The following is a 13,897-nucleotide window of genomic DNA, read 5'->3' as shown; positions in this document are numbered from 1 at the left end:
CTGAATGTGGGCCTTAGTGATCCAATAAGGCGTAAAAATGTTGAGTTGAAGCGATAAAACGTTTTCCTTCATACAGCATATTGTTTAAGTTGTTTTTATCGGTTAAATTTATGAAAGTTATTGATTAATAACCTTTGTTAGAGGAGCACTTTTTGAGTTTGGTTGCTATCAAGCTTTGAATTACCCAAGCATTGAGTGCTTCAACACAGTACTAACTGTTTAGAACAATGGATTGATAAGCACCTATATCTAGATAGGTGACATATAAACAAGGACACGTCATGAAAAAACTCTTACTTGCTACAGCGATTGGATTAGCGTCTACCAGCACATTCGCATCAATAGAGACTAAAGACTGGTATGACGAAGCTTCCCCTAAAGCCAAACAGTTTGTTCAAGATAATATTGTTTTAGATTTTTACGCTTCTCCAAGCGGCACTGGGTTCATTAAGGATTCACAAGTCGCTGATTACATCGACTTGGCGCATGAACGCGGAATTACCGGCGCTTCTGCAACAATAGCGGCTCCAAATACACCTAACTTACTTGCCTTCAAATCAGAACATGGGAAATGGACTAAAGCGACTTCTACTGCTAAGACTCCTATCCGTTATGTAGAAACAGTCGAAGATTTTCAACTCGCTCATGACAATGGCGAGTATGCCGTTATGTGGTCGGCTCAAACCACTATGCCGTTAGAGGGCGATGCTAAAAATGTCGCGGTCATGGCTGAGTATGGTGTCAAAACGATGCAGCTAACTTATAACGAAACAGAGCTTACTGGTTCTGGCGTTATTTCAATGTTGAACGGAGATACCACAGGGCTTACTGACTTTGGTAAAGAAGTGATCGATGAGATGGTCAAACACGGCATCACGGTCGATTTGTCCCACACATCACCGTACACAACTAAAGACATCACTGATTACATGCAAAAACACCATAAGGGTGTGCCGGTGATTTATTCTCACTCACCAGTAGCGTCTACGTATAACTGTGAACCACATGAAACGATCGAAGAAACGCAGCAACGTATGGCTAAGAACAACCTCAAAAAAGGTGACCCTGAATATCGCCTAGCTGCATGTTATCGACTACTTTCAGACGAACAAGTAAAAACGGTCGCGAGTATGGGAGGCGTGGTATCGGTTGTTGCTGCAGAATGGATGTTAGATGGCATTTGGCCAGAAGATATTACCCCTAAACAATTTGCAGAGATGATTGACGGTGCGGTTAAGATCGGTGGCGTAGATCATGTTGGTATTGCAACAGACGATATGATGACAGTTTCTAAAGTAGTGCCTTTTGTCCAAGCAAACCCAACAAAGTACGCAGATAACGGCTATATGGTGAATGCCTTTAATCAAGGTGCTACCGGTTGTGCTGAGCTTTCTAAACACATGGCTGGGGTCGTTGACAGCCTTTGGGAAATGGGGTACTCAGATGAAGACCTAGCTAAAATATTTGGTGGCAACTTAATGCGGGTTTATACCCAGACTTGGAAATAGCTACCCGCGGTCTCAGCACTATCGGTAAAAAAAGTCACGCCCACAAACCTCTATTTGTGGGCGTTTTTATTAGTAGTGAGGGGACAACTATTGCATCAGCTTGAACACTCTTCCAGTAGCAATACTTTTACCAAAGAACGGCGGGAGGGCAGTTCAAGCTGTTCTCTGTTATCGCTGACAGTATTTGCGGCCACAGTAGTTGGAGGCTGAAATCAATGTGCGCTCTGATCTTAGGGCCATTACCCAGCGTTCCTTAAAAGGAACAACCTGACTTTTGTCGCTATCTTCTCGCTAACATTCTGTTTGGAGCATTATCGCTAACATCCGAGTGGCAAATAGCATAAGATACACGGCCTTTAGCTAGTATTGAGCCACTCATCGTAATGACAGATAAAAAACAGCAAGCGACCTTTGCCGATCTTGGTCTGATTCCAACTCTAGTCGAGAGACTACAAGAGTTAGAGTATAGCCAGCCAACTCCAATTCAATCCCATACTATTCCTCATGTTCTTAGCGGGCGTGACATGGTTGGTGGTGCCAATACTGGGTCGGGTAAAACTGCGGCTTTTGCATTGCCCATTCTGCAAACAGTTGTTCAGCAGGAATCATCACTGAGTCGCCGTGGTAATTTTGTTTCTCACCTGATTCTTGTTCCAACTCGTGAATTGGCATCTCAGGTGGCTTACAACATCAAATCGTACTCGTACCATCTTAGAGATAAGATCAAAACGGTTGCAGTGTTCGGTGGCGTTTCGGTGAACCCTCAAATGCAAGCTCTTCGTGGTGGTAGTGATATTGTTGTCGCGACGCCGGGGCGTCTGCTAGATCTAGTATCTAGCAACGCTATCAAATTGGACCAAGTAAAAACACTGGTCCTTGATGAAGCTGACCGTATGTTAAGTCTTGGCTTTACTGACGAACTTAATAAGATTCTTGCGCTGCTACCAAACAAGAAACAAACATTGCTGTTTTCTGCTACCTTCCCTGAAAAGGTAACGAGTTTGGCTCAGGGGTTACTCAATGACCCGGTTGAAGTCCAATTACAAAGCGCAGAAGCCAGTACTTTGGTGCAGCGAGTGTTTAGTGTAAACAAAGGTCAAAAGACCGCAGTGCTTGCGCACTTAATCAAACAGCACCAGTGGCGACAGACTTTGATTTTTGTTAATGCCAAGAATGCCTGTAACCACTTAGCTCAAAAACTGTCTAAACGAGGCATCTCCGCTGAGGTTTTCCACGGTGATAAAGGGCAAGGAGCACGAACTCGAGTGCTTGATGGCTTTAAGTCTGGAGAGATTCAAGTGCTTATTGCGACCGACATTGCTGCCCGTGGCCTTGATATAGAAAAGCTTCCGGTGGTTATCAACTTTGACCTTCCGCGTAGTCCCGCTGATTATATGCACCGAATAGGGCGTAGTGGTCGTGCAGGAGAGGTTGGCTTGGGGCTTTCGCTTATCGACTATGATGACTATCACCACTTTAAAGTGATCGAGAAGAAAAACAAGTTTCAGCTTGAGCGCGAACAGGTCGAGGGTTTTGAGGTGGAAGACGACCAAAGTGAAGCCTATTTTGCACCAATGAAACCACGTGCAAAGCCTGCTGGTACGGGTAAAAAGAAGAAAAAGCGCAATCAGTAGAGTTTAGTTTATGAGAGGGAAGGCTTAAGAAGGAGCTTTCCCTTGTAAACGATGCTCTGAAAATCGCTTTTTACACATTTTATAGAGCCCTACTTGAATTGTCAGGTAGGGCTCTTTTTTATTTGTGCGATTGTGAATTATCTGCGCGTCGAACGTCCACGAGGTGCTCGTTTCTTAAAGGCAGAAGCGGCTTTCGCCTGTGATTTAAGAATAGAATCTACGGTTAGTACCATCGGCTCTTTAGGCTTAAGACCATGAGGGAAAGTGCGTGCTCTCGGTGGCAAGTCATACTCTTCTGCGCTAGCTCGAGGCATGCGCTTGAATCGATACAAATAAAAGTTTTCCAACTTCTCTCTCGCCCAATCCGTTTTCTTTAGATATTTAACGCTACTGGCAACTGAAGGGTTGGTATTAAAGCAGTTAAAGCGCATTGCAGTATCTAGAATCTCCCATCCATAGAAATCCACCAACTCTTGCAACATCGTCTCTAGTTTTAGTCCATGCAATGGGTTGTTTTGTTGCAGCTCGATTCTTTCTTCGTCAGTCATCATTTTAGTGGCTTCACTCAATACAGTGCGGGTTTTGGTGAAGTATACAGTGTAGAAATATCTAAAGCGATGTGGTGATTTGAAAAACTGTCGTTTAGCTTTTACCAACCTCTCATTACTGTTCTGAGTGGCTTACGGCATTAAGCACGAAATCAACGAAGGTGCGATTTTTAAGCGATAAATGTTTCGAGCGGTAGAGCATATTGATTGGTTTGGCGGTCGGTACAAAGCTTTGCAGTACCTCAACCAGAGACCCATCCTCGATTTCCTGCGCGACCTGAATTCTTGGCTGAAGCAGTACTCCGCAGCCTTGTAGCGCAGCATATTTTAAGACATCACCATTATTGGACGTTAGGCGGGTATTGCTTTGGCTAAACATATTCGAAGGCAGATTGGCGACTTGCTGGCTTTCTCCTTGGTGATACTGGAAACCCAAGCAGTCATGTTGGTTAAGATCGTCGATTGAGCTAAGTTTGCTGTGGCTTTTCAGATAGTTTGGAGCGGCGCAATAAGTCATATGGTAATTGCCCAATTTTCTCGCCACCATTGCTGAGTCTACTAATTTACCAATTCGAATGATGACATCCGCATCGGAGTGAAATGGATCGATAAGGCCGTTGTCTAGCACTAAGTCGACATTGATTTCTGGATATTGTGCTAGAAAGCTTGCCACTATTGGGGTGATCACTTTTTTACCATAAGTGATAGGGCAGTTCACTTTAACCGTGCCCCGTGGGCGATTGATGAGCGTATGGATTAGGTTATCTGCATTAGCTATATCTTCGATTATTGAGTGGCACTCTCGGTAATAAAGCTTTCCCGCTTCGGTCAGAGACTGTTTTCGAGTGGTACGGTGGATAAGCTGCGTACCGAGATTTTCTTCCAGTGAGCGTATGTGTTTACCAACCATCGTCGGAGAAATATCGAAATGGTGTGCTGCACTGCGAAAGCTTCCTTGTTCTACCACGTAGGCGAATACCTTCATGCTTGTTAGTTTGTCCATTGAACACTGTAGGTTGATAAAGAATTAACTTTTAATGAGTTTATCAATCAAATGGTGTTAATTAAAGTTGGCTATGATCCATAACATAAAGAACTAGAGATTGAGAATGAGCCAAGTAATTTTTGTCACTGCCGAGCTAAAAATGAGTTTGGATAGACCAAGAGACGAAGTTGTCGAATTGATTGAGCAGTTTTGCTGCGATATGAGAAGTGAACAAGGGTGCTTGAGTGCCTTGCGACCTATGATGATAAAGATCCTCAGCGCGTTGTTTTGTTAGAGAGCTATCAAGATAGAGCGGCAATTGAAGCGCACTTTACCATGCCACATACCCAGGTATTTATCGATTCACAAGTGGCTGAGTTAGTGCAGGCGTTTGAAACTAAGCAGAAAGGAGAGGCAGTGTTATGAAATGGGCAGTACTAGGAACGAGCTTTATTTCTGGCGTTATGGCGGAGGCGATCCAAGGCGATGTAGGAAGCGAGCTTTACGCCGTTGCAGGACGTTCGCAGGATACGTTAGAAGCATTTGCCAAGCAGTATCAAATAGAGCACACATTTTTAGACTACGATGACCTACTAAACGATGATCAGATTGATATCGTATACATTGCATTACCAAATCACTTACACCATGAATTCATCATCAAGGCTGCTCAAAAAGGAAAAGCGATTCTGTGTGAAAAATCGCTATCGGTAGACATGCAAAAAACAGAGCAAGCATTGCAAGCCGTGAAAGAGCACCAAGTCTTTTTTGCTGAAGGTTTGATGTACTTGCATCATCCACTTATTCGCGAGTTGGTATCGATACTTGAATCTGGTGAGATCGGAGAATTACGCTCTATCCATACCTCTTACATCGCCTCCATTGCCCAGTTTGTGAATCCGGCAAGCAAAGGTGCGCTGTACAACTTAGGCTGCTACCCAATCTCGTTGATGTATTTAGTCATTAAAACAATGCTAGGAGAGCAGGCGTTGGGTAATAGAACCATGAATGCAATGGGCAGACGTGGTCTCGACGGCAATATTTGCGAATCAAGCTTAATGATGAGCTTCGGAGAACAAAGTACAGCGCATGTACATACTGCGGAAGACCATGGTTTGAAGCATCAATTTTCGATTCTTGGAAGTAAAGGCTGCATTGCTTTAGATACCAACCCATGGCTTCCAACGGAGAGTAATCAATTCAGTGTCGAGATATATGAAACATCAAAAAGAGAAGTTTCAGTAACGGGGAGCGGCGATGCGTTCTTTTATCAAGTTAGGCAGGTACGCCAGGCCATCGAAACTGGCCATAAAGAGCTACCAAGCCCATGTGCTACTTGGCAAGACTCCTACAATATCATGCAGCTACTAACCGAGTGGGAAGCGTTAAGTGACTAATAGCGGGCTCAATAGGTAACCCATTTAAACCGACCAATTTATAAGCGAGCCTCTCGGCTCGCTTTATTTTTAGGATGCACAATTCTGTTGTTGGAATCTAAGGTTTCAGTACGTATATACCAGAATGTTGTCGTTCAGCTGCTATCAGAGTTTCAGAGGTGTATATTGTTTGTATGTTGCAGAGGTTATTGATACCTCTGTCCAATCACTGCTTTGGATGGGACCCTGATGAGATTTCTGACATTCATATTTTTAACGGTTTTGTTATCTGCTTGTACTACAACGCCAAATAAGCTTCGCGACTCTGACCCTGTGTTTGAGTCGTCGCAGCGGATTGAAGCGTCTACTTTCGCTAATTGCGTGGTAGAAAAATGGGAAAATTTGGATTACTTACTCTACAGCCCGGTAGTCAATATTCACGAGTCTTCATCAGGGTATGAAATCACGCAGTATTTGGATGGGGTACTAACGCACTTAGCTGACATTGAGAGAGCAGATGCCGGATCTAAGGTGACCATTTATACCGAGTCTTTAAGTCTCGGAGATGATCCAGCAGTAATCTCAGTAGTGAGTTGTGGCGATACTAAATCGTAGCAGAGGCTTGTGGAACAAGCCTGTTTCACTCATGCTTGTGTTTTTAAGTTCATGGCTTTGCTAAATCAAATTGCAAAGCTGTAAAGCCTAAAACCTAATAACTACCAAGCTCAAAAGTATAAGGCTTTCTAAAGGAGTAGATATGCCCAAGTTACTGGTTTACGCCACTGCGCTCTTCTTTCTGGTTTATGGTGCGCTCTTCATCGTCATTCCCGCCGAGATCGCTTATTTGATAACAGATTCGAGCCCGGAACCTACCAGCGCAACTATCGATTTTCGCGCAACCTATGGGGGAGCGCAGCTTGCTATTGGAGTCATATTGCTTTGGATAGTCAGGCAGAAGAACGACTTAGATTTGGCTCTAGTACTGGTCTCATTTGTTTTGTTGCTTATGGCTTTAGGTCGCTCGATTGGAATAGTCGTTGATGGACAAGCCAACACCTTAATGTATGTGTATTTGGTAGCAGAAGTGGTGTTTGGCATTTTGGCTTTAGTCCTAAGAAAACACATCTCGTAGGCGAAAGAGATCCGCATAGAACACATTGATTCAAGGAAGAACAGTTATGAGGTTGGCTCAATTAAATATAGCATTGGCAAAATATCCCTTAGATGCACCAGAAATCCAAGAGTTTGTCGACAATCTAGAGTTAGTGAATGGAATCGCTGAGAGTAGTGAAGGTTTCATTTGGCGCCTTAAAGATGAGTCTGGCGACGCCACTAATATCAAAGCTTTTGATGACCCGAACATGATAGTCAACATGTCTGTTTGGGAAAGTGTGGATTCACTGAAAAATTTCATGTTTCGTACCCATCACCGCGACTTTATGCGTAGAAAAGGAGAGTGGTTCCACCGCCTTCCTGAAGATACATATGTACTGTGGTGGGTTGAGGACGGACATATTCCGACATTGGAAGAAGCACTTGAGCGTCTAGAACACCTTAGAAGCAGCGGCGACACACCGTATGCTTTTACTTTTAAAACCAACTTTACCGCTGCTGAAGCAATTTAATATAGGTGGGTTGTTGGTAATCTCGATGTTGGTTGGGCATACAATCACAGAAACAAATACATAGATAGGAAAAGGCGTGGTAGAAGAATTTGAAAGTCAGTTTATCGACTTTATTCAAGCAGAAATGAAACAGGACTTGGCTCATGACATGAATCATGTCTTTCGAGTGGTGAAAACCGCCAAGATACTGTCCGCAGCTGAAGGCGCAAAGCTAGAAGTCGTGTTGCCTGCCGCGTACCTCCATGATTGTTTTGCCTTTTCAAAGAACCACCCAGATAGGGCTAAAAGCTCTTTGATGGCGGCGGAGAAAGCACTCGGATTTCTCGTAAAGATTGGTTTTCCTGCGCAGTACCATCAAGCAATCGCACATGCTATTGTCGCTCATAGTTTCAGCGCTAATGTTAAGCCAGAGACTCTAGAAGCTAAAATTGTCCAAGATGCCGATAGACTTGATGCACTGGGGGCGATTGGCATCGCTAGATGTCTTCAGGTGAGCACCAACCTCGGCGTAGGTTTGTATGATGTAGCCGACCCATTCTGTAATGAACGTGAGCCCGATGATCGTGAAAACACAATCGATCACTTCTATACCAAGCTGCTTAAATTGGCCGACAAAATGAATACCGTTTCTGCTATGCAAGAAGCAGCAAGAAGAACGGATTTTATGAAAGGGTATTTGAGCCAACTTGCAACGGAAGTGTAGCTTAGACATCAGGAAAATTGGGCGCTAACAGCGCCTATTTATCTTTACGCGCTTCTAAGTAGTCAGCTCAGCTCGGACTAGCTCTGCACCTGCGCTTAAAGCGTTAAGTTTGGCAGTAGCAATTTGTCGTGGTAGAGGTGCCATTCCACAGTTAGTGCAAGGGTACAGCTTATCGGCATCGACATATTTGAGCGCTTCACGCAGTGTGGATGCAACTTCCTCTGGGGTTTCGATGTTCTCAGTTGCAACATCAATGGCACCAACCATGACCTTCTTGCCTCGAATAAGCTCTAAAAGCTCGATAGGTACTCGAGAATTGTGGCACTCTAGCGAGATGATATCGATGTTAGATTTCTGCAGCTTAGGAAATACCGCTTCGTACTGGCGCCATTCGGACCCAAGGGTTTTCTTCCAGTCGGTATTCGCTTTAATGCCGTAGCCATAACAAATGTGAACCGCTGTTTCGCATTTCAACCCCTCAATTGCACGTTCAAGACAGGCGATGCCCCAGTCGTTAACATCGTCAAAGAATACGTTAAATGCGGGTTCATCAAACTGGATTATGTCGACTCCAGCCGCCTCCAGTTCTTTGGCTTCTTCGTTAAGGATTTTTGCAAACTCCCAGGCTAACTTTTCTCGGCTTTGGTAATGGCCGTCATAGAGTGTGTCGATCATCGTCATCGGACCGGGAAGCGCCCATTTAATAGGTTGGTCCGTTTGTTGGCGTAGGAACTTTGCGTCGTCTACGAATACTGGCTTTTGACGACTGACAGGGCCAATAACCGTAGGAACACTTGCGTCGTATCGGTCGCGAATCTTGACTGTTTTTCGGTTCTCGAAATCAACACCGTTCAGGTGCTCGATAAATGTTGTCACAAAGTGCTGGCGCGTTTGCTCGCCATCGCTGACGATGTCGACGCCAGCCTGCTGCTGCTCATGTAATGACACCCGCAAGGCATCGTGTTTACCATCGATGAGTTCATCGCCTTGTAGTTTCCAAGGAGACCAAAGTGTTTCTGGCTGCGCTAACCAAGACGGTTTAGGTAAACTGCCGGCTGTCGAAGTAGGGAGTAGAGTTCTCATAGTCAATGCCGCTTAATTTTCTTCAATTTCGTTAGTGGACCGATATAGTAAATAGACTGATACGGTGAGTAAGCCGATAGCGTTGTAATAGCGATTACACGTAGTTCGAAGACCATTGCTCGAGAACATTCTGGTAAGGCTTAATAAAGTGCTCTTCGGCGAACTTGCCTTGTTTAATGGCTAATTTACTGCGCTCTTCTCGGTCATAAACAATATGCGTGATCGAGTGGTCTTGGTTCTTTAAGTTCGGCTGGTAGCAGTTTCCAGCGACGGCGTTGGCATTGTATATCTCTGGGCGGTAGATTTTTTGGAACGTTTCCATTGTGCTAATAGTACTGATCAGTTCAAGGTTGGTGTAATCATTAAGCAGATCGCCAAAGAAATAAAAGGCTAGGGGAGCAACGCTGTTTGGCGGCATGAAATAGCGCACTTGTAAGCCCATTTTTTTGAAATATTGCTCGGTTAGCGATGATTCGTTCGGCTCATATTCGAAGCCTAGTACAGGGTGTTGATTTTCGGTTCTGTGGTAGGTTTTGTTATCAGAAACACTTAAACAAATAACGGGAAGCTTTTTAAAGTGTTGCTGATATGCGCTTGAGTTGACGAAATACTGAAATAGCTTGCCGTGAAGAACGCCAAAATTATCGGGAATACTAAATTGAGGTTGGTCTTTATTATGGTCGAGTAATAGCACGCTAAAATCATAATCTCTAACGTAAGACGAAAAGTTATTACCGACAATACCTTCAATACGTTCACCCGTTTTGTGGTCAACAATATTGGTTTTCAATACCTCGATAGATGGAAATGCTTCGCCGCTGCCTTCAATATCCATGTCTACTGAAATGATGTCTAGTTCAACTGAGTAGCGATCACCTTTAGGGTTGTCCCAGTGCGCTAACGCATTGAAGCTATTGTCAATCATGTTCAAGGCATTACGCAGGTTTTGCTGGCGACTTTCGCCTCTTGCCAAGTTCGCAAAATTGGTGGTAATACGAGTGCTGTCTGCTGGTTGATAATTCTCATCAAGGCTGAGGCTTTTAATAGTAAAGGTAAAGTCTTGGCTCATGGTGTTGGTTCCTACGGTGAATGCTGAATTTATTACTTACGGACTGTATTTTTATTTCTTTATTTTCTAGTCGGATTCTTGCTGCAGTGTATTTAAAAAAGCCTCAATACAAGCAGCGTTACTGAACGCTTGAAACACATTTATAGCGTCGTTCTACACGTAAATAACAATGGTATTACTTCACAATCAACATGAGGAATATTCATGTTTCATTCTCATTTAAACAGTTATATTAATTAACCGATTTGAAGTTGATTATTTAATTGGGCTGATTAGCCCTTAAAAAACTAAGGTGAAATGAGTGAGTGAATTACTAGTTTTAATTGCATACTGCGCGATGCTAGGTAGTGGCGTTGGGTTTCTAGCAGGGCTGTTAGGTATCGGTGGTGGGCTAGTCATTGTTCCTATCCTTAGCATCATTTTGCTTCATTTTGATGTTTTGCCCTCCGATCAAGTTGTGGTTTCTGCAATTGCAACTTCATTGGCTTCAATCTTATTCACGTCGACTTCATCGGCAATCGCTCACCATAAAAATGGCAATGTTCCTTGGGAACTTGCACCTTGGATAATGACAGGAGTCGCGTTGGGCGCGTTGGTTAGCGGCTTTCTGGCTGCATTGTTACCAGAGCACATCGTACGCATTGTTTTTGCTGTAAGTGTGGTGCTCATCGCGTTGAAGATGATGATAGGTAGCAAAAATGACTCACCAAAAGAGCGCAACATGCCTAACAAAGGGCTACTTACAATACTTACCACCATCACCGGCGGGTTATCGGCGATGATTGGAATCGGTGGCGGTGCATTGCTAGTCCCATTGCTTACGTTTTTCTCTATTGATATGAAAAAAGCCATTGGCTGCGCGTCGGCCTGTGGAATAGTTATCGCCCTGTTTGGCTCTATTGGATACATCACTTCAGGCAGCAGTCACTTTGCATTAGAAGATGGTTTCGCAGGCTTTGTATATTTGCCTGCACTCATTGGTATCGTGAGCACGTCTTGGTTTACTGCACCTATGGGAGCGAAAGCGACCCAATCTTTACCAGTACCGACGATCAAGAAAATCTTTGCAGCCATTTTGTTGGCAATGGCTGGGAATATGGCGATAAGCTAGTAAGGATCCTATTAACGGGTATTACTGTTATTGATGAAGGACTAACAGCTGAATGCGAAGCATCGCATGAGAAATAGAGCGTTCAGGTGCTTTCTGTGATGTCTTAGACAATGCCAAGCGTGATGAACATGAGTCACACTTGGCATTTTCTATTTCCACTAACCTGCGAACACTCGGATACGGTGGCCATCCGGATCTAGTGCAACGAAGTTGAACCCAAATACAGATTCCTCTGGAAGCTGAGCGAACTTGATACCTTTTAGCAACCAAGAGCGATAAATCTTTTCTAGCACGGCTTTGCTTTCCACTGGTATTGAAAGCTCGGTGCCTCCTCCCGTGACGACACTGGTTGGTGTCAGTGAATCAATCTGCTTGAGTGTAACTTTCACATTAGAGGCAAATTCAATCACGGCAAAACTTGGTGAGAGCATTTCTGCGGTGCAATCAAAGAGCTGTGCATAAAAAGCTGAACTGGCTTTAACTTCAGTAACGTAAAGTACAATCGAATCAATTTTGAACATGTTCCTTCTCTAATGAACGTAAAGTGTACAAGCACTATATAGAGTGCCTGTGTCAAAACCTGTCAGCAGTCTAATCAGGGAGCAGATCTCACCTAAGTCTCAGTGTCGCCGTAATGTGTTTGAACCGTTCAGGTTAACTACGGCACAATGGCATGAGTGGTATCAACGGTTACCTGAAAAAATTAACTATTATCAATGGATTGGGGAGTGGTATATGAAGTGTGCACCGATTAAAGAGCAAATCACCTTCGATGAATTTGCTAAGGTTGATATCCGTGTAGGGACTATTGTCGCGGTGAGTGAAGTGGCGAAATCCGACAAATTAATGAAGCTGACGGTAAACTTTGGGGACCATACTCGCTCTATTCTGGCTGGGATTAAGCAGGAACGGGAAAATCCAAATGAGATCGAAGGTAAGCAAGCACTGTTTGTTGTCAATCTACCAGAAAGGAAAATGGCGGGTGAAATCTCACAGGGAATGCTGTTTGACATCGGTTATGAAGACAAACTACAGCCTTGCTTAGCGTGCCCAGAGAATGAAATTCCTAATGGTGCTAGAGCAGGCTAAAGGCACTGATTTTTTGCATTGAAACAACTCCCTAGAAAGGACATTTTTAATGATTCGAACAGAAAGGTTGCTTCTTACTCCTGTTACTGCCGATGACCTTGATATTTATGTTGAGCTGTTGACTTGTGCAGAGACGACTCGCTATCTACCTGGAGGTGAGCCCTTTAGCCTCAAATACATCGAAGACTACGTACCTAAAAAAGTTTCGCATTGGGCTGAGAATGGCTTTGGAACATTTATTGTGTCGCTGGTAGAGCAGCCGGAAATAAAAATCGGATATTCAGGGGTAGAGATACTCGAACAAGTAAGCCTCTGCGATATCAGATATGGCCTTCTTCCTAAGTATCAGGGACATGGTTATGCTTATGAAGCGGCTAAAGCTACGTTAGATTATGTGTTCGAAAATAAGCTGGTGGATGAGGTATATGGTGTTGCGGTGACAGACAACCAAGCCTCCTTGAATCTGCTCAAAAAACTGGGTATGACAGCGTCTAACGCTTGTTTGTACGATAGTAACGATCTCATCACTATGTCGATAAAAAGGCGTTGATACAGCGAGGAGTCCGTATGTTCAAGCTGGAAACTAGTCGATTAATATTGCGCGACATGAAGCTAAGTGATGAAGAGGCATTTGTCGCTATGTCTCAGGATGCCAAGTACCAGCGCTTTTATGACGAGAATGACTGTGCGCCAACTAAATACCGAGAGCTAACCAAATTGTTTGTTTCTCAGGCCATAGAAAAACCACGTACTTCTTACCAACTTGCGGTAGAAAGCAAGGTTAGCGGGCAATTTATTGGTACAGTTTGTTTACGGTTAGAGCAAAATGGACAGGCTTCTATGGGGTGCGCTTTCGAAAGGACAGCACAAGGTTCTGGACTGAGCATTGAAGCCGCCTCTGAGTTGGCAAACTTTGGCTTTCGTAAGTTAGGATTACACCGGATCTATGCCGAAACGATAGGTGACAACCTAGCGGCGATAAAGCTATGCCGAGCTTTGGGTATGAGGCAAGAAGCACGATTTAAAGAGCATCGTTTCTTCAAAGGAAGGTGGTGGGATACGGTTGTATTGGCGGTGCTTGAATCGGAGTGGGAACGCCTCTAACTTAGTTTTTACATTGGTTGTGGCGAAGCTTGCTATTATCGTGACAAGTAGACATTACGGAG

At 44.0% G+C, this 13,897-nt stretch carries 16 protein-coding genes and 1 pseudogene; 12 read left to right on the top strand and 5 right to left on the bottom strand.

All coding sequences use genetic code 11. The annotated features are described in order from the left end of the window. Nucleotides 1-281 precede the first annotated feature (281 nt). Both J4N42_RS19550 and J4N42_RS19545 read left to right on the top strand, forming a co-directional pair. Nucleotides 282-1,508 (top strand): dipeptidase, encoded by a 1,227-nt coding sequence (locus tag J4N42_RS19550; RefSeq protein WP_252031280.1) that lies wholly within the window; start codon nucleotides 282-284, stop codon nucleotides 1,506-1,508. Between the two features lie 383 nt (nucleotides 1,509-1,891). Next, complete coding sequence (locus J4N42_RS19545) at nucleotides 1,892-3,142, top strand: DEAD/DEAH box helicase (RefSeq protein ID WP_252031277.1); 1,251 nt, start codon at nucleotides 1,892-1,894, stop codon at nucleotides 3,140-3,142. Between the two features lie 137 nt (nucleotides 3,143-3,279). Here J4N42_RS19545 and J4N42_RS19540 read toward each other — a convergent pair whose 3' ends face one another. Further along, nucleotides 3,280-3,693: a VF530 family protein gene (locus tag J4N42_RS19540; RefSeq protein ID WP_252031273.1), complete on the bottom strand. Its 414-nt coding sequence runs from the start codon at nucleotides 3,691-3,693 to the stop codon at nucleotides 3,280-3,282. 112 nt (nucleotides 3,694-3,805) lie between these two features. After that, a complete protein-coding gene (locus J4N42_RS19535; RefSeq protein ID WP_252031270.1) occupies nucleotides 3,806-4,693 on the bottom strand; it encodes a LysR family transcriptional regulator in 888 nt (295 codons plus the stop codon). Between the two features lie 106 nt (nucleotides 4,694-4,799). Here J4N42_RS19535 and J4N42_RS19530 point away from each other — a divergent pair. From J4N42_RS19530 to J4N42_RS19505, 6 genes and pseudogenes are all read left to right on the top strand, one after another. After that, nucleotides 4,800-5,101: pseudogene (locus J4N42_RS19530) on the top strand (putative quinol monooxygenase). Further along, on the top strand, nucleotides 5,098-6,072 hold the full coding sequence (locus J4N42_RS19525; protein ID WP_252031268.1) for a Gfo/Idh/MocA family protein: 975 nt from the start codon (nucleotides 5,098-5,100) through the stop codon (nucleotides 6,070-6,072). Before J4N42_RS19530 ends, J4N42_RS19525 begins: the two are co-directional and overlap by 4 nt. A 228-nt stretch (nucleotides 6,073-6,300) precedes the next feature. Then, nucleotides 6,301-6,666, top strand: a complete 366-nt coding sequence (locus J4N42_RS19520; RefSeq protein ID WP_252031265.1) for a hypothetical protein — start codon at nucleotides 6,301-6,303, stop codon at nucleotides 6,664-6,666. 142 nt (nucleotides 6,667-6,808) lie between these two features. Next, nucleotides 6,809-7,183 (top strand): DUF4345 domain-containing protein, encoded by a 375-nt coding sequence (locus J4N42_RS19515; protein WP_252031262.1) that lies wholly within the window; start codon nucleotides 6,809-6,811, stop codon nucleotides 7,181-7,183. Nucleotides 7,184-7,229: 46 nt separating this feature from the next. Further along, complete coding sequence (locus tag J4N42_RS19510) at nucleotides 7,230-7,676, top strand: DUF3291 domain-containing protein (protein WP_252031259.1); 447 nt, start codon at nucleotides 7,230-7,232, stop codon at nucleotides 7,674-7,676. Between the two features lie 76 nt (nucleotides 7,677-7,752). Further along, a complete protein-coding gene (locus tag J4N42_RS19505; RefSeq protein ID WP_252031256.1) occupies nucleotides 7,753-8,379 on the top strand; it encodes an HD domain-containing protein in 627 nt (208 codons plus the stop codon). Between the two features lie 54 nt (nucleotides 8,380-8,433). On the opposite strand, the gene J4N42_RS19500 is transcribed toward J4N42_RS19505, so the two are convergent. Further along, nucleotides 8,434-9,462 (bottom strand): methionine synthase, encoded by a 1,029-nt coding sequence (locus J4N42_RS19500; RefSeq protein WP_252031253.1) that lies wholly within the window; start codon nucleotides 9,460-9,462, stop codon nucleotides 8,434-8,436. Between the two features lie 94 nt (nucleotides 9,463-9,556). Continuing rightward, complete coding sequence (locus J4N42_RS19495; protein ID WP_252031250.1) at nucleotides 9,557-10,531, bottom strand: DUF1852 domain-containing protein; 975 nt, start codon at nucleotides 10,529-10,531, stop codon at nucleotides 9,557-9,559. Between the two features lie 301 nt (nucleotides 10,532-10,832). Here J4N42_RS19495 and J4N42_RS19490 point away from each other — a divergent pair, with 301 nt between their 5' ends. Continuing rightward, on the top strand, nucleotides 10,833-11,642 hold the full coding sequence (locus J4N42_RS19490; protein WP_252031247.1) for a sulfite exporter TauE/SafE family protein: 810 nt from the start codon (nucleotides 10,833-10,835) through the stop codon (nucleotides 11,640-11,642). Nucleotides 11,643-11,800: 158 nt separating this feature from the next. Here J4N42_RS19490 and J4N42_RS19485 read toward each other — a convergent pair whose 3' ends face one another. Then, nucleotides 11,801-12,163 (bottom strand): VOC family protein, encoded by a 363-nt coding sequence (locus J4N42_RS19485; RefSeq protein ID WP_252031244.1) that lies wholly within the window; start codon nucleotides 12,161-12,163, stop codon nucleotides 11,801-11,803. A 214-nt stretch (nucleotides 12,164-12,377) separates the two neighbouring features. Here J4N42_RS19485 and J4N42_RS19480 point away from each other — a divergent pair, with 214 nt between their 5' ends. From J4N42_RS19480 to J4N42_RS19470, 3 genes are read left to right on the top strand one after another with little or no spacing between them, the layout of a single operon-like run. Then, nucleotides 12,378-12,731, top strand: coding sequence for a tRNA-binding protein (locus J4N42_RS19480; RefSeq protein WP_252034104.1), 354 nt, complete (start codon nucleotides 12,378-12,380; stop codon nucleotides 12,729-12,731). Nucleotides 12,732-12,780: 49 nt separating this feature from the next. Continuing rightward, nucleotides 12,781-13,281 carry a GNAT family N-acetyltransferase gene (locus J4N42_RS19475; protein ID WP_252031241.1) on the top strand — a complete coding sequence of 167 codons (501 nt, stop codon included), beginning with the start codon at nucleotides 12,781-12,783 and terminating at the stop codon, nucleotides 13,279-13,281. A gap of 17 nt (nucleotides 13,282-13,298) precedes the next feature. Beyond that, entirely contained in the window at nucleotides 13,299-13,835 is a 537-nt protein-coding gene (locus J4N42_RS19470) for a GNAT family N-acetyltransferase (protein ID WP_252031238.1), read from the top strand. Nucleotides 13,836-13,897 lie beyond the last annotated feature (62 nt).

It is taken from the genome of Vibrio sp. SCSIO 43135, assembly GCF_023716665.1.
Classification (GTDB): Bacteria; Pseudomonadota; Gammaproteobacteria; order Enterobacterales; family Vibrionaceae; genus Vibrio; species Vibrio paucivorans.
The sequence above is the reverse complement of the archived record's forward strand: the minus strand, read 5'-3'. Positions and strand labels throughout refer to the sequence as shown.

What these genes read in the sequence shown, in the direction of transcription:
- J4N42_RS19550 (WP_252031280.1), top strand. Translation starts at nt 282, where the DNA reads ATGAAAAAACTCTTACTTGCTACAGCGATTGGATTAGCGTCTACCAGC.
- J4N42_RS19545 (WP_252031277.1), top strand. Translation starts at nt 1,892, where the DNA reads ATGACAGATAAAAAACAGCAAGCGACCTTTGCCGATCTTGGTCTGATT.
- J4N42_RS19540 (WP_252031273.1), bottom strand. Translation starts at nt 3,693, where the DNA reads ATGATGACTGACGAAGAAAGAATCGAGCTGCAACAAAACAACCCATTG.
- J4N42_RS19535 (WP_252031270.1), bottom strand. Translation starts at nt 4,693, where the DNA reads ATGGACAAACTAACAAGCATGAAGGTATTCGCCTACGTGGTAGAACAA.
- J4N42_RS19525 (WP_252031268.1), top strand. Translation starts at nt 5,098, where the DNA reads ATGAAATGGGCAGTACTAGGAACGAGCTTTATTTCTGGCGTTATGGCG.
- J4N42_RS19520 (WP_252031265.1), top strand. Translation starts at nt 6,301, where the DNA reads ATGAGATTTCTGACATTCATATTTTTAACGGTTTTGTTATCTGCTTGT.
- J4N42_RS19515 (WP_252031262.1), top strand. Translation starts at nt 6,809, where the DNA reads ATGCCCAAGTTACTGGTTTACGCCACTGCGCTCTTCTTTCTGGTTTAT.
- J4N42_RS19510 (WP_252031259.1), top strand. Translation starts at nt 7,230, where the DNA reads ATGAGGTTGGCTCAATTAAATATAGCATTGGCAAAATATCCCTTAGAT.
- J4N42_RS19500 (WP_252031253.1), bottom strand. Translation starts at nt 9,462, where the DNA reads ATGAGAACTCTACTCCCTACTTCGACAGCCGGCAGTTTACCTAAACCG.
- J4N42_RS19495 (WP_252031250.1), bottom strand. Translation starts at nt 10,531, where the DNA reads ATGAGCCAAGACTTTACCTTTACTATTAAAAGCCTCAGCCTTGATGAG.
- J4N42_RS19485 (WP_252031244.1), bottom strand. Translation starts at nt 12,163, where the DNA reads ATGTTCAAAATTGATTCGATTGTACTTTACGTTACTGAAGTTAAAGCC.
- J4N42_RS19480 (WP_252034104.1), top strand. Translation starts at nt 12,378, where the DNA reads ATGAAGTGTGCACCGATTAAAGAGCAAATCACCTTCGATGAATTTGCT.
- J4N42_RS19475 (WP_252031241.1), top strand. Translation starts at nt 12,781, where the DNA reads ATGATTCGAACAGAAAGGTTGCTTCTTACTCCTGTTACTGCCGATGAC.
- J4N42_RS19470 (WP_252031238.1), top strand. Translation starts at nt 13,299, where the DNA reads ATGTTCAAGCTGGAAACTAGTCGATTAATATTGCGCGACATGAAGCTA.